Here is a 14277-nt window from a genome sequence, read left to right as displayed (position 1 = left end):
CAAAACCAATTTATTACTATTGTTTTAAAACGGGTACTGCAAAAAAAACATATTTAGCAAGTTAATACTTGATCTTTATTCAGGCCGAAATGCTGGATATGGGAGATGCAGTGGTCGCCAAAACCTAATGATACTCTCATGAAACAAGCTTCCAGATGGATTTTTGTATGTTGCGCCGTTTCTTTTTTTTCCGATGCGATTTTTGCGCAAGACCACCGATGGCAGCAGGCCGTCAGCTATAAAATGGAGGTGGAAATGGATGTGGAGACCAACCGCTATCAAGGCAAACAGGTGATCGCCTATACCAATAACTCACCGGACACATTGTACAAGGCTTTCTTTCACCTGTACTACAATGCTTTTCAGCCCAACAGCATGATGGATATGAGGTCCCGAACCATCGCCGATCCCGATCGTCGCGTGGGGGGGCGCATATCCCAATTGCAACCTGATGAAATAGGATACCTGCAGGTAAGAAAACTGACCATGAACGGGTTGGAAGTTCCTTATGAAGAGGTAGAGACCATTCTGGAAGCCAACCTCTCCGACCCCATATTACCGCATAGCACTGTACTTTTCGAAACAGAATTTGAAGGACAGGTGCCGCTCCAGGTACGGCGGGCCGGAAGAGACAATGAGGAAGGTATCCGTTATTCCATGTCCCAATGGTACCCGAAACTTGCCAACTATGATTACCAAGGCTGGCATGCCAACCCCTATGTGGGAAGGGAATTTTATGGGATTTGGGGTGATTTTGATGTGAAAATAACCATTGATAAAAGCTATATTCTGGGAGGAACAGGCTACCTGCAAAATCCCAATGAGATCGGGCATGGATATGAAGATGAAGGCGCAGAGGTAAAAACTCCGGAAAGCAATACCCTCACCTGGCACTTCCATGCCCCTAGGGTCCATGATTTTATGTGGGCAGCCGATCCAAATTATACCCATGACAGGATAGAAATGGACAATGGCATTACCGTGCATCATTTGTATGTCAAAAACTCAAAAACCGAATCTAATTGGGAAAAATTAAAGGAATATACGCCAAAAGCTATAAAATATCTTAGTGAAAATTTTGGCACTTATCCGTATAGGCAATTCTCCGTGATCCAAGGCGGGGATGGCGGTATGGAGTACCCCATGTCCACCCTTATCACCGGCCACCGCACATTGGGCAGTTTGGTAGGGGTTATGGTACACGAATTGGCCCATAGCTGGTTTCACGGGGTGTTGGCCACAAATGAATCTCTTTATCCGTGGATGGATGAAGGTTTTACCGTATTTGCCAGCAACCTGACCATGGCCCATATTTTTTCGGAAGAACCCTCTGGATTCCCTCAGAGAGGCGCATATGTCAGCTACGAAAGGCTGGTAAAATCGGGATTGGAAGAACCTCTGGCTACCCATGCTGATCATTTTCATACTAACGCTGCATATGGCGCCGCTGCCTACTCAAAAGGCGCGTTGTTTCTGTCTCAGTTAGGATACATCATAGGAGAGGAAAACCGGGATAAGGGGATGCTCCGTTATTGGGATACCTGGCAATTCAGGCACCCCAATGCGAATAATATCACCAGAATCATGGAAAAAACCAGCGGTATCGAACTGGATTGGTTCAAAGAATATTGGGTGTATACTACCAAAACCATTGATTATGCAGTTAAAGCTGTGGAAGAACAGGACGACAAAACGAAAATCACCTTGGAACGGATCGGGTTGATGCCCATGCCAATAGACTTGGTAATAACTTATAAAGACGGAAGTCAGGAAACCGTATATATGCCCCTACACATGATGCGGGGAAGCAAGCCCGAAGAAGAAGGCATGCCCAAAAGAGTCAAAACCCAACGCTGGCCCTGGACGCATCCCACTGCTGAAATAATCCTGGAAAGACCGAAAGCCGATATCAGTAGTTTGGAAATAGACCCTTCCCTGCGCCTTGCGGACATCAACCGGGACAATAACCTCATGGACCTGGAAACGGTTGAGGAGCAAAGTAATAATTGACATTCTAAAGTGTTAAAAAATGAAACGTGTCATTCAGTTTCTTGATGAAGATAACCGTCCAGCGGTAGGCAAGGTAGATGGAGAAAGTATCCTGGTCATCTCGGACTCCCGTTCGGTATATGAGTTGGTCGGGAAAGCCTTCAACTCAGGTACCACGTTATTAAATCAAGTGGATATAGCTGCCATAGGGTACGTTGAAGAGTACGAACGCCTTATAAGGGAGAATAGGGTACTGCTGCCACTCACCCACCCCGACCCTTACCATGCATGGATTACAGGCACCGGCCTCACCCATCTCGGCAGTGCTTCTTCACGTGATGCCATGCACCAAAAAATAAAAAACCAGGATCAGGATTCCTTGACGGATTCCATGAGGATGTTCCAAATGGGATTGGAAAATGGAAAAATGGCAAACAGCATCCCTGCGAATCAACCTGAATGGTTTTATAAGGGTAATGGCCTGATGGCCATCAATCCGGGAGGGACCTTGACTTCCCCATCTTTTGCATTGGATGGAGGCGAGGAGCCTGAGATAGCAGGCCTCTATGTCATCAGCCCAAAAGGTGACCCGGTAAGGATAGGATTTGCTCTTGGTAACGAATTTTCGGACCATAAAATGGAAAAAATCAATTACCTGTATTTGGCCCATTCCAAATTAAGACCCTGTTCCTATGGGCCAGAGCTGGTATTGGACGAATTGCCGTCTCATCTCGAAGGAACCTGTCGGATCCTTCGAAACAAAAACACGTTGTGGAAAAAAGCTTTCCAAACCGGCGAAGCCAATATGAGTCATAATTTTGCAAACCTTGAATATCATCAATTCAAATACCCCATGTTTTGTCAGCCTGGAGATGTGCATATTCATTATATGGGAACGTCGGTGCTGAGCTTTGCCGATGGAATTACACTAAAAAAAGGCGATCAAATCGAAATAGCTATTCCCGAGTTTGGCAAGCCCCTGGTGAATACCTTTGCCGTGCAGGAATAATTATGATCACATCATCAATACTCGGAAATATCCATTTTCCCTGAACGGACGCTGCCCTTTACCGTTACCACCGCGCCATTATCTATCAAGAGGTCGTTGGAAGAATGCCTGTCACCTATTGTCAGACTACCGCTTCCCACTGAAAAATCGAAGTTAAAGTCTTCCAAACTACTGTGGGTCGTTACTTTCAGGAAGCCAGACGAGGCCTGTAAATAAGTTTTACTTCCCAGTCCACAATTGTTTGCCTCCAACATTCCGGAAGAAAGTCTGATTTCTCCGAGTTCGGCTATGTTCCCAAGTGTGGCCTTGCCCGAACTCATGGTCCCCGAAACCAATCCCGCCACATCGATGATTTCAACAAAGCCACTGGATCCTTTGAACTGTACATCCCCCACCGTCTTTTTGAGGCCTGCCCTCCCTGAAGAAAGCTGTAAATGAACCGTCCCTTCCAGATCTTCCGCCTCGGCTCTACCTGAAGAGATTTGGATCTGGAGATCATCTGAATGGATATCGCTGGCATAAATCCTACCCGAACTTGCCTTAAGCAGTATTTTTTGATGGCGGACATGAGAGACATCCATGCTTCCCGATGAGCTTTTCATCTGCAAATAGATGTCTTCCGGGCCTGTCAGGTTAATAAATCCAGCCGTCCTTTTTCCCCATAAAAAAGAGCCCATACCTCCTGTCTTTGCTTCTACCCGCAATTTGTTCCCTGATCTGTGGTACGAAATGCCTTCCGTGGAAGCATCATTGGATTCCAGCAGGCCATTCAAAAATACCTCTTTTGCTTCAGGCCCGCCTCGGTAGCTGATCTCTAAAGCCTCGCCGATGACCTCGATCTCCTCTATTCCCTCAAACGCCATCTCAATGTCCGATATGGTTTCCATGCGCCCCGGAATACAGCTATAGAGAAAAAATACCAATAAGGCACATCCTCCAAATAAATTGGTGCTAGTTTTTTTCCTCCGTATTTTCATTAGGCAGATCCGGTATAGTCACTCCATTAGACATTAAGGACAACGTCTCATGGGCAATCCTGATGTTGTATTCATAAGCCAGGCTTTTGTAATTTACAAGGTCTACGATGGTCCCGATGAAGCATAAACCCAGGGTAAGCAGATAAAGAATCCCGAGTCCAATTTGACCCAAAATAAACCGGTGAAGACCGGCAAAACCAAAAAAGCCAAGCAGTGCCAGCACAAGAACCATCTGGCTGTCTTTACGCCTGGCTCTGTATACCTGTGCAAACAAAGAAGCCTGCTCATCATTCATGTTTTTTAGGATCCCCTGTATGTATCCCAGTTCCATCCCTTCCAGTTCAGGAAGGTGTTTCAGTACATTAGCCATATTTTCTGATTGTTTTTATATGTTTAATTAATCCTATCACCCTATAGGTGATGATGATGACTGCAAATCCGCCTAAAGGATGTGTGGCAAAAGATGCCTTCCATTCCCCCGTCATAAAATATTTCATGGACCTGCCCAGACCGCATCCGGGACACCAATGTATGCCCAAATTGTCCAGGGGACAGAGTGTGAAATGCCCCACCCCGTCCGGCGAAATGGTCAAAATGGCCAAAAGGGCCAATGTCCAGAAAACCAACTCAAAAGGAATGTGTGTAATCTTTTCCATCAAAAAATCTCTTGCGAAATGAATGCCACTTACAAAATAGATGTTTATACGCCTATTTCCAAGGTTCTGGAATTAATTTGCTCGAAAATGAAACAAAATCCGTCCACTACCGGACAGTTTCTATGGCAGCTGCTGAAAGAATTGAGCCAAACCTGATTCTTCCCGAATTGATGTACACGGAGTAAGAATGTACATCTTTGGAAGGTCATTTGATTGCGGTAAACTTCCAACCAACCATACCCATCGCTAAACGTCCTTGACCTGAACGTGTCCGTCATCAAATTCATCCAACCATTTATTTTTAGTTTGTTCAGTTGTATTTAATATGTATTTTGTATATTGGTTTAATTAATTTCATACTTGAAATTTCCATATTATAACCAATAGTTGTGGGTTTCAAACAAATAACGAACCAATACATTATGTACCATTATCGAAAAGCCGTATTTCCTATCGTTTTATATATCCTGACCAACAACCTATGGGCGCAGGAGTCCTTTGATCTTATCTTGCTGGAAACCCAAAACAGGCCATGGGGCTTCAGTGTGGTACCGGGAAGTGCCAAAAATGTGACGAACCGGGCAGGGTATGACAACCAGCCCCATTTTATCAACAATCTACAGCTTGTCTTTACCTCCAAATCGAAAAGCGGCAGCAGCGACATCATCATGTATAATTTTGAGAGTGATAAATTCACCAATATGAGCCGCACAGACGAAAAAAATGAATTCTCTCCCTCCTTAACTTCCTGTGGCCAATATATTTCCGCGGTGACGGTTGAAGAAGACAGTTCCCAGCGTCTATGGCTTTATCCTATCAATATGGGGGAGCCGGAATTGCTGTATGATGACATTCAGCCCGTGGGATATTATGGATGGTATGAAGAGACAGCCGCGCTCTTTGTCCTGGACAACACCAACAAATTGCTATTTCCGTACAGCAAAGAGGATATACATCATATCGCCGACCATCCCGGAAGGTGCATCCAACAAAGGCCCAAAACGAAAGAAATCACTTTTCTGGATAAAGGCAACAATATTGTGGTAGATGGTAAGCCCGCTTTCGAACTGAAAGCTTACCATGTGGAGGAACGAACTGTGAAATCTCTGGGGCTCGCCCTCAGTGAATCAGAAGATTTCTGCTGGCTTGACAAAAACCGGCTCCTTATGGCCAAAGGTAAAGACCTTTACATGAGAAACGTCCGAAACAGCATCCACTGGGAAAAGATCGCCTCCGTTTCCTTACCTGGTTACGGCGACATTTCCAGATTGGCCTTAAGTCCCAAAAAAGACAAGTTGGTTTTGGTAATGGAACGGCTGACTCCCTGAACCTTACGTACCGACGACATCATTCCTATGGATCCGGATTTCCGGGAATAAATTCGCTATACAGTGCCGGACGATAGAAGCAAGCGTGCCTGGCTTGGGATCAGTGCCTTGTCAGCTTCGCATCCTTGCTGTTCATAAAAGGAATGTGAATCCGCCAACCTTCTTTATCCGATTTCACGTCTATTTGGACTTCTTTATCATTTTCTGACAGGATCTCGGCGCTGACAGGGGACATTTGCGCATCCGAAGGCAAAAGCAACCAAACAAATGTAGTATTTTCCTTTATTTCGGTACTGTAAATACTGGCGATATTCGGCTCAAAAAGGTTATACTCAGGACTGTACCAGCCCTGTATATCAGGCGTTTCCTGTCCTTTCACAAAAGCGATTTCAAATTTATGCCCGCCAAGGGGAATAACGGCCAGATTCCCGCGCTCATGATTGGTTTTAACGATCAAACCGTCCTGTTCTACGATACATTCAGGGTGCCAATGCCATAGCGCATCTATTTTTCTGGGTTTGTCCGTGAGAACTTTATCGACCACCACCCAGAATTCCCCACGAACATAAAAAACAGACCGGATATGTTTTGCCTCTCCTTCCACGTCAATAAAACGGTCAAATGAATTGGAGGCATAATCAAAATCATCCGTGATTTTATAGAAGGTATCGCCCAGTGGCTCTTCGGCGTGGGTAGGCCCGGCATTCTGGCCCATTTGGTCTATCAAAATGACGTTATGCCCTTGGCTGCCCCTGGCATAGGGTCTGAATTTCTCCGCCACTTCACCTGTATAGGCGAATCTGCCTGCGTCAACCAGGAAATCCTTGCCGTAGGCAGATATGGAAATATGCAGTTTATCATTATGTTGGTGGCCACTCCCCCAGGGGCCCATATCAAAGAACGACCAGTGGGCATCCGCGTCAAAGCCGCTTCTTGATATCATCTGTCCGGCCCATGGGAAAAAATAAGAGGGACCAGCCAGAGGTTGCGTTCCGGAGTTGCCGTTGGAAGCGATATATTCCCATTCAGTCTTGTTGAACTTCTCTGCCCCGCTTAAAATAAGGTTCCGGTCGCTGCCCCTGTCTCCATCATTGTTTAAAATACGAAAACCACTCGGCCGCACGGCATGGGCGATATAGCTGTACATATCCTCAATGGTCTGGGTATAAAAGTCAGGAAGTGTTTTGTTCGCTTTATCACAGATCTCCTTGAAAAGTTCAAAATTATGCAATGAAACATTATGATAATGGGAGGTAAGCTCAGTTTGCACGCCATCTGCATAAACCTGATCCTTCATACTTTCCGTCATGGCCCCTATGGCATAATCCAACCATTCACTGGATTTTGTGTATTCCGGAAAATTTGCAGCAATGGTAGCCAAAGCAGAAATTTCCATGGTCAGCCAGTTATTGCCCCCGTGAAAATTTCTATTGTAGTGCGCATGATCGGGTAAGCTGCTCAAAATCAAGAGCCGGGTGGCTGGTGAGAAATATTCATTGTCGATCAAGCCATAGAAGATGCGCGTCCAAACCTTGGCTCTGGCCGCTACTTCTAAGCCCCGCCATACAGAGGTGCTGCTTTTTTGGGCCGGATAAGGCATACTTTTAATGATAAAATCCCTTAAAAACAAGTCAATGTATTGGACATATTTTGGGTTACCGGTGTCAAAATAAGTAGAAAACACCTGACTGAGCTGGCTGTGGCGGTTGGAAAGCCAGGCCCACTCCCTGTCGTTGTTAGGGCCCTTGTAATACCAATCCCGGTGGCCGTCATCCCCATAAGGAACCTGCCCCCTTACATTCTGAACAACAAATACATTATTCAATATGGTATCCGCCTCTGCTTCGGTTTTATCGGTTATCGCGAGATTGGTCTTTCTCAAATCCTGTGCAACAGGGCTGTTTTTGTAGTATTCCAGCAAATAGCCACTGGCTTCTACCATATCACCTCTTTCTTTGGCGGCCTTGACTTTCTCGAAACCTGGATGGTCAAGGTTGAAATCATTAAACATGTCTTCTATGGTAGCTGGATAATGGGCGTACAAATCCTCAATCGTGATGATTTCCTTCCAGGTTTTCTGTGCTACAGTACTTTCTGAAATAGAAAACAAGATCCCCAGCAATAGCAAAGACTTAGTAAATTTCAAGGTCATTCTTCTTTTTTAAATATTATTTTTATACTTCAACTCATTTTGAGCCTGCTTTAGAAATAACAATGGGTTTAAAATACTTCTTTATTCGATTCTGATCAAGATAAATATTATTAATTGCATTATCCGGAAATCACAGGTAAATCGACTGATGTCTGTACTGAGCGGGGATATTTTCATATGGACTACCTAAGACCAACCTTTCAATTACATATTCTCCTCCAAAACCAACGCCATGAGGCCATGTAGCTGACAGGCTCTGTCTGTTAAATGATCGTCAAAGTTTGTCAGCCGGATACTCCTCAAGCAAATGCCTCCTGAAGTCCCTGAATCTATAATTAAAGTTGACCCATAACACGAATCCATGGATAGCCCTGATCTGGCCCTCTAACGTGTTCTGAAGTCTGAGGTGATATCCTGGGGAAAATGTCGCTGTCCTCCTCTGAGCGCCCAAAAGGAGGAATACCCGATGCTCTAAGGGAACATCCACAGCCGCTGGTCCGGTCGAAACCAGTGTTTCATTAACCATGCTGGCAGACATGGCTGCTTTGAGTCGCTCTGATCTCCCTAAATTGTAACGGATACTGCTATTGACTCTAAAACGTTGATTAAGGCCAAAGCCCCCAGTGATTTTCTCATGATCATGGTTGGCCCGAAAGCGGACGTCATATCTAAACCTGAAACTCACGCCATAGTCTTCATTGCTGGGAAGCCTGAAGATAACCTGTCCCCAAGGTCTTCGTTCAGGTCTGACCAGTCTGCCTTCCGAATAAGGAGTAGTCAGATACAGTCCGGCATATCCTACCGTAAAATTGAAGTTTTCATCCTTCGTATGATACGTAAGCCCCGATCTCCCAATTAAAAACAACTGAGGGACATAATGTGCATCCATCCATAAAGACCACCGGCTGGCAATTTGACCTGAAGTCATTAGCCCCCACCAACTTTCTGTTCGCAGTTGGGTTTGTCCAAATGCCAACCGGCCGTCCGACAGGCACATTACAACCATAAAGATTAAAGCACAGATCAGACGGAACATTGTTTACATAGGTATGGCTCAAATAGTCCCGGAGGACGCATCAAAACAAAACAAAACATTTTTTTGTCCAGAAGCAAAAGAGAAAGAATGAAAATCATGCTTTTCCAACCACGATCTTGATTCCGTTTGCAATTATTCCGCAAGTGGGTGTAATTTGCAGGCATGGAAATCAGAAGGGCCGCTCCAGAGGACACAGCGGCAATTGTTGGATTATTGGAATTGTCATTAGGCAACGCGTCTATACCTAAAACTTTGGCGCTTTGGAAATGGAAACATGAATCAAACCCCTTTGGAAAATCTCCGGTTTTTGTAGCCATACATGGAGAAAAACTGATTGGGGTGAGGGCATTTATGCAATGGCATTGGCAGGACGGTAAAAAAACCTATCATGCTTTGAGGGCGGTAGATACCGCTACACACCCTGAATGGCATGGAAGAGGGGTATTTAGACAGCTGACATCCAAACTCGTGTCCTCCTCGGCATCCAAGGGCTTGGATTTCATATACAACACCCCTAACAAGCGCAGTCTTCCTGGATACATGAGCATGGGTTGGAAAATCAAAGGCAGACTTCCTCTCAAATTCAAATTGGTCAGGCCATGGGAAATCACGAAAAACGTGATTCAAAAAAAAGCAGCCGACCCGATTAGGGGAATTGCCCCAACCGATTGGTCCGAAGTTACAGAACATTTCCCATCATTGTCATCTTTTCCCCATGCGGTCAGAACCAATTATACCCCTGAATATCTTCGATGGAGGTATTTGGATTGCCCCATTTTTGAATACGGATATTTAACTGACCACACAAGCTACCTTTTGATATACAGGATCAAAACCCACCCGTTTTTCCACGAATTACGGATCACGGAACTTTTACCCTTACAAAAAGGGGGGGCTATTGACCTGGCTCATCTAAAACTGGAGATCAAAAAAAAGGTGGAGGATGAACTTCCCGTGCATCTTATCTCCTATTCAGGGGAAAACCATAGATTCCTTCCCATTACAGGTTTTGGGTGGGGTCCTACCCTTAAAATGGGCCCACTTGTAATCATCAGGGATTTAAACATGGGGGAAAAATTGGATCACCTTCTCTCCCCCTACTCCACCAATTTCAGCTTGGGAGATTTGGAATTGTTTTAACTCTCATTATAAAAACATTTTCGCTACGGCGTCCAGAAGCAAAAAAACGGGACTTTATGCAACCCGGCAAAAGCTTTCCGGCCTAAACTGAATAAGATTCCGTGATTTTCACAGGGGGTTGAAATGCTCTAACTTTTGCTGGTTGATTACCGGATTCGCATACATGGCCAGAAAGTTCTGAACGGCAATGGGGTTCCCCATATCCACACCTTTATGCAGCCGGTCTTCAAATTCCTCTTTTTGCGCCGGAGTATAATGCGATCGGTATTCGTCGGAATTGTTTAAAAGATCAAGAGCGATGAAATTGGTTGGCCACAAGCGATAATTGGAGATGATGACCCTGTCCAGTACTTCAGTCAGCCGCTGGAGCTGCCTGTTTAAGGCTTTCTCTTCATCAAATATGTGATGGATCTCTTCCGTGAGCACATCGCCTACAGCAATATGGATTTTCTTTTTCTGCCCCATAATGCCGCTCATCAAAGTTCTAAAATCTTCGTTCTTTTCCTTTACATATATTTCCGCATTGGCCTTGGCCAACAATTCTGGCATTTTGAGTACATCAGTGGGATCATTCTCATAGGAAATCGACACGGGCACAATCTTAAGTTTCAATAAATAATCTCTTAACGAAATTTCTCCTCTTGCCAGGGAAAGCATTTTAAGCACCCCTTTTTGCGTCTGATCGTTTCCATCTTTTGTTCTTCCTTCCCGCTGGGCAATCCATACGGACCGGTTTTCGGACAGGATCGAATTCCTTATGTATTCCGAATTGATCAAGGAGCTTTCCAGCATCGCCCTGGAGCTTAGGCGCCGGTAAACTGTAAAATTCCGCGTTAACCTTGACAGGACCTTTAAAAAGGGTTTTTTGACAAGATTATCACCAATCGCGGAAGTGGTCATCAGCAACCCATGCTCATACAACGTGGTATTGAGCAGGGAGGTGTCCAAAATAATGTCTCTGTGGTTGGAAATAAATAAGTAGGCGGTATTGGGTGCCAAGTTTTCAAACCCCGAAGTGGTCAAGCCATCGGAACTCTTTTCCAATACCTTTTGGATGGCATGGTATATGAAATTGATCTGGAAATCCCTTATGGAATGGGTCCGGTACAACTGGTTCAGCCATACCTCCTCCCGCACATCAGGAAAAGTAAAGTGCATCATCGCTTTCATCATGGGGTGATGCGCTATTTCCTTTAAAGCCTGGTTGACTTCGCTATCATAAAAAGGTCTAATAGGATCAAATTTGGACATGCTGTTTGTTTTTCGAGCGTGCAAATTACAAAAAATGCGCAAAAGGTTTCCGTTAATCCCCAAACATTCCCCCCGGTTATCAAAAAAGCCCCAAATCCTGGGGCTTTTTTGATCAGTAAAACCGTGGGTTTGTATGATATCAAAGTTCCCTGAGTTTGATATTTCTCCAGGAAATTTTAAGTCCGCCTCCGCTGTGGATCTGCAAGGCAATCTGTCCTTCGCCCTCGCCGATTTTTTCATCGCTGTAATCGACCATCTCCACACCATTGAGCCAGGTGATCACCCGGTCACCTTCTACCCTGACTTTGATATCGTTCCATTCTCCAAATTTCAAATGCTTGTCCTTTTCAGGATCAGGTTTGACCAGCCAGCCCCGGCCGTAAGATTCGTAGATACCTCCGGTATCATTGCCTGGGGGCGCTACCTCTACCTGCCATCCTGAAACTTTTGTCCCTTCAAAGTTAGAACGGAAGAATATCCCGCTGTTGCCGTCCCTGTCCTGCTTGAATTCAGCAGTAAGTTCAAAGTCTCTGTAATTTTCATCAGTTCCCAGATAGCCATACTCCGCATCCGGTCCACTTTCTGACACCAGGACCCCGTCTTCCACGTACCATTTTTCCGTACCGTACACTTGCCATCCCGTAAGATCCTTACCATTGAAAAGTTCAATCTCATCAGAGGCCGTACAAGCTAAAAGTAATAAGGCCGATAAAGGCCATAGAGCATTTTTCTTTATAATGTTCATAATTGTCCAATTTATATTTGTTTTCTAGGGTACCGGGCGCGGCTTTTTTTTTCTATCTCATTGCGTTGGCATTTATGCATGCATCCCGCAGCTATGACGAAGTCAAGGCGGCCTTTAAAGAAATTTTTTAATATACTATGATCAAACAAGTTTCATATTCACTGGATCCCAATTTATGAATTTATCCTGAAAATAGCTGTCATTACATAAAAGGGCGGGGGCCGCGGCCCTGAATCCAAACACCGGATCTTCCGCTACGGTACCATTTTCCCGGATAGCTCTGAAGAAATTGCCAAAATGATCATAGTGAGCCCCTTTATATCCGGCCTCTACCTTATAAACCATTTCAGAGGGGGGCAGTATTTTCTTCCGGTCATTTCCACCTTGCAGCATCTTAGCCTGCTCCTCTAAAAAGGGATCGCCGCTCGAAGCCTGTTTATTGGTTTTCACTACGATTTCATCCCATTTCACATCCATTGATCCTTTGCTTCCTACGATTTTAAGATAAGTAGACCCGCTTGTACCGTCCACAAAGTTACAACGGAGAGAAAGGTTAAAACCAGGGTGTTGCTCGCTTTCCGGATATTGGAACATGCCCAAAAGTATATCTGGAACCTCTCTGCCATCTTTCCAGTACCTTAGTCCTCCCATGGCAGAAATCTTATCAGGGCCCAGTGAATTGGTTATATAATGTAAACTGGTAAAAAGGTGAACAAAAAGATCACCGGACATACCGGTACCATAATCAAGGTAATTCCTCCATCGGAAAAAGCGTATAGGATCAAAAGGCCGGTCTTTTGTATTGGAAATATATCTTTTCCAATCCACATTTTTTTCGGAGGCATCACCGGGGATCACGTACTGCCACGCACCTTCCGGTGAATGCCTCGCCCAGAAACCCTCGGCATAGTTGATGTCGCCGATAACACCCTCAGCAAGCAGTTCTTTTGCCTTCTCATTGCCAAGAGAGGAAATTCCCTGGCTTCCCACCACAAATACTTTACCTGACTTTTTCCAGGCATTGATCACTTCATGGCCTTCTTTTACAGAATGTACCATGGGTTTCTCACAATAAACATGCTTCCCTGCATTGAGGGCATCAATGCTGATCTGTTTGTGCCAGTGATCCGGTGTCCCTATGATGACCGCATCCACATCTTTTCTTTTCAGGACCTCTTGGTGATCTTTAGTGAGAAACAGGTGATCCCCCCATTTCTTTTTGGCGCTTTCCAATCTGCCTTCATAGAGATCACATACGGTGGTAACTTCTACATTATCATGTCTAAGTGCAGTGTTAAGGTCTTCTGTACCCATTATGCCCGCCCCTATTAGCGCAAGCCGGATTGTTTTTTCAGAAGAGCTCCCATACCTTCTGTTCAGCTGAAAAGTCTTCATTGAGGGTGCTTCCGCAAAAACTGCGGGGGCCACAGCAGTGGCTGCACCAGCCAATCCTATTTTCTTTAAAAATATGCGGCGTTTATTTTCCATGCTTCTAATTTATTGGTTGATATTTGGATCTAAATATAATCATTGCAGTATACAAATAATATATATTTTTTACTAACAAAGACCACTTATTTGATTTTTTATTAAATCCTTAGATGTTAAAATGGCGTTCATGGGTGAAATGGTAAATAAAGAACATGCCTGTGGTGAAAAAATAGGATCAAACGGTATTCAGGAATCAGGAATCAGGGAACGGGGAACCGGGCAAAAACTCCCGTGCACTTTTCCTTCCTGTCCATCATCCACAGAATGTCCGTGAAACAGGGAACGGGGAACGGGGAACCGGATTTCCTGTTCCCTTTTCCCTGTTCACTGTTCACCCAGTATCCAATAATTGGGAACAGAGAACCGGGAAGGGAAAGGGATCCCCCCGGAACGCAGAAAGCCCCTTCCCGACAGCTGTCGGGAAGGGGCTCCTTATGAATAATACGGCGGCGGCCTACTCTCCCGGGTGTGACCCCAGTACCATCGGCGCTGCAGGGCTTAAC

At 45.0% G+C, this 14277-nt stretch carries 12 protein-coding genes; 4 read left to right on the top strand and 8 right to left on the bottom strand.

Annotated elements, in window-relative coordinates; all coding sequences use genetic code 11:
* Nucleotides 1-138 precede the first annotated feature (138 nt).
* Both ACFPFU_RS24985 and araD1 read left to right on the top strand, forming a co-directional pair.
* Nucleotides 139-2010, top strand: a complete 1872-nt coding sequence (locus ACFPFU_RS24985) for a M1 family metallopeptidase (RefSeq protein WP_377069371.1) — start codon at nt 139-141, stop codon at nt 2008-2010.
* A 19-nt stretch (nt 2011-2029) separates the two neighbouring features.
* Nucleotides 2030-2998, top strand: a complete 969-nt coding sequence (gene araD1 / locus ACFPFU_RS24980; protein ID WP_377069369.1) for an AraD1 family protein — start codon at nt 2030-2032, stop codon at nt 2996-2998.
* A 14-nt stretch (nt 2999-3012) separates the two neighbouring features.
* On the opposite strand, the gene ACFPFU_RS24975 is transcribed toward araD1, so the two are convergent.
* The 3 genes from ACFPFU_RS24975 to ACFPFU_RS24965 form a co-directional block, all read right to left on the bottom strand.
* Complete coding sequence (locus ACFPFU_RS24975) at nt 3013-3885, bottom strand: DUF4097 family beta strand repeat-containing protein (protein ID WP_377069367.1); 873 nt, start codon at nt 3883-3885, stop codon at nt 3013-3015.
* 64 nt (nt 3886-3949) lie between these two features.
* Nucleotides 3950-4345, bottom strand: coding sequence for a TM2 domain-containing protein (locus ACFPFU_RS24970; protein ID WP_377069364.1), 396 nt, complete (start codon nt 4343-4345; stop codon nt 3950-3952).
* Nucleotides 4338-4631 (bottom strand): DUF2752 domain-containing protein, encoded by a 294-nt coding sequence (locus tag ACFPFU_RS24965; RefSeq protein WP_377069362.1) that lies wholly within the window; start codon nt 4629-4631, stop codon nt 4338-4340. Before ACFPFU_RS24965 ends, ACFPFU_RS24970 begins: the two co-directional genes overlap by 8 nt.
* A 422-nt stretch (nt 4632-5053) precedes the next feature.
* Here ACFPFU_RS24965 and ACFPFU_RS24960 point away from each other — a divergent pair, with 422 nt between their 5' ends.
* On the top strand, nt 5054-5959 hold the full coding sequence (locus ACFPFU_RS24960) for a TolB-like translocation protein (RefSeq protein ID WP_377069361.1): 906 nt from the start codon (nt 5054-5056) through the stop codon (nt 5957-5959).
* Between the two features lie 100 nt (nt 5960-6059).
* Here the strand turns inward: ACFPFU_RS24960 and ACFPFU_RS24955 are convergent, their stop codons facing one another.
* Nucleotides 6060-8105 (bottom strand): alginate lyase family protein, encoded by a 2046-nt coding sequence (locus tag ACFPFU_RS24955; RefSeq protein WP_377069359.1) that lies wholly within the window; start codon nt 8103-8105, stop codon nt 6060-6062.
* Nucleotides 8106-8385: 280 nt separating this feature from the next.
* Nucleotides 8386-9108 (bottom strand): DUF2490 domain-containing protein, encoded by a 723-nt coding sequence (locus ACFPFU_RS24950; RefSeq protein WP_377069357.1) that lies wholly within the window; start codon nt 9106-9108, stop codon nt 8386-8388.
* Nucleotides 9109-9309: 201 nt separating this feature from the next.
* On the opposite strand from ACFPFU_RS24950, the gene ACFPFU_RS24945 reads away from it, so the two are divergent.
* Complete coding sequence (locus tag ACFPFU_RS24945; RefSeq protein ID WP_377069355.1) at nt 9310-10287, top strand: GNAT family N-acetyltransferase; 978 nt, start codon at nt 9310-9312, stop codon at nt 10285-10287.
* A 108-nt stretch (nt 10288-10395) separates the two neighbouring features.
* Here the strand turns inward: ACFPFU_RS24945 and ACFPFU_RS24940 are convergent, their stop codons facing one another.
* The 3 genes from ACFPFU_RS24940 to ACFPFU_RS24930 all read right to left on the bottom strand — a co-directional run bounded on the left by ACFPFU_RS24940 (nt 10396) and on the right by ACFPFU_RS24930 (nt 13771).
* A complete protein-coding gene (locus ACFPFU_RS24940) occupies nt 10396-11538 on the bottom strand; it encodes a 1-acyl-sn-glycerol-3-phosphate acyltransferase (RefSeq protein WP_377069353.1) in 1143 nt (380 codons plus the stop codon).
* Between the two features lie 139 nt (nt 11539-11677).
* Nucleotides 11678-12283 (bottom strand): 3-keto-disaccharide hydrolase, encoded by a 606-nt coding sequence (locus ACFPFU_RS24935; RefSeq protein ID WP_377069351.1) that lies wholly within the window; start codon nt 12281-12283, stop codon nt 11678-11680.
* Between the two features lie 141 nt (nt 12284-12424).
* Nucleotides 12425-13771: a Gfo/Idh/MocA family protein gene (locus ACFPFU_RS24930; RefSeq protein ID WP_377069349.1), complete on the bottom strand. Its 1347-nt coding sequence runs from the start codon at nt 13769-13771 to the stop codon at nt 12425-12427.
* Nucleotides 13772-14277: the final 506 nt, after the last annotated feature.

Source organism: Negadavirga shengliensis, from assembly GCF_042652345.1.
Taxonomy (GTDB): Bacteria; Bacteroidota; Bacteroidia; order Cytophagales; family Cyclobacteriaceae; genus Negadavirga; species Negadavirga shengliensis.
This window is presented reverse-complemented; position numbering and strand designations above follow the sequence as displayed.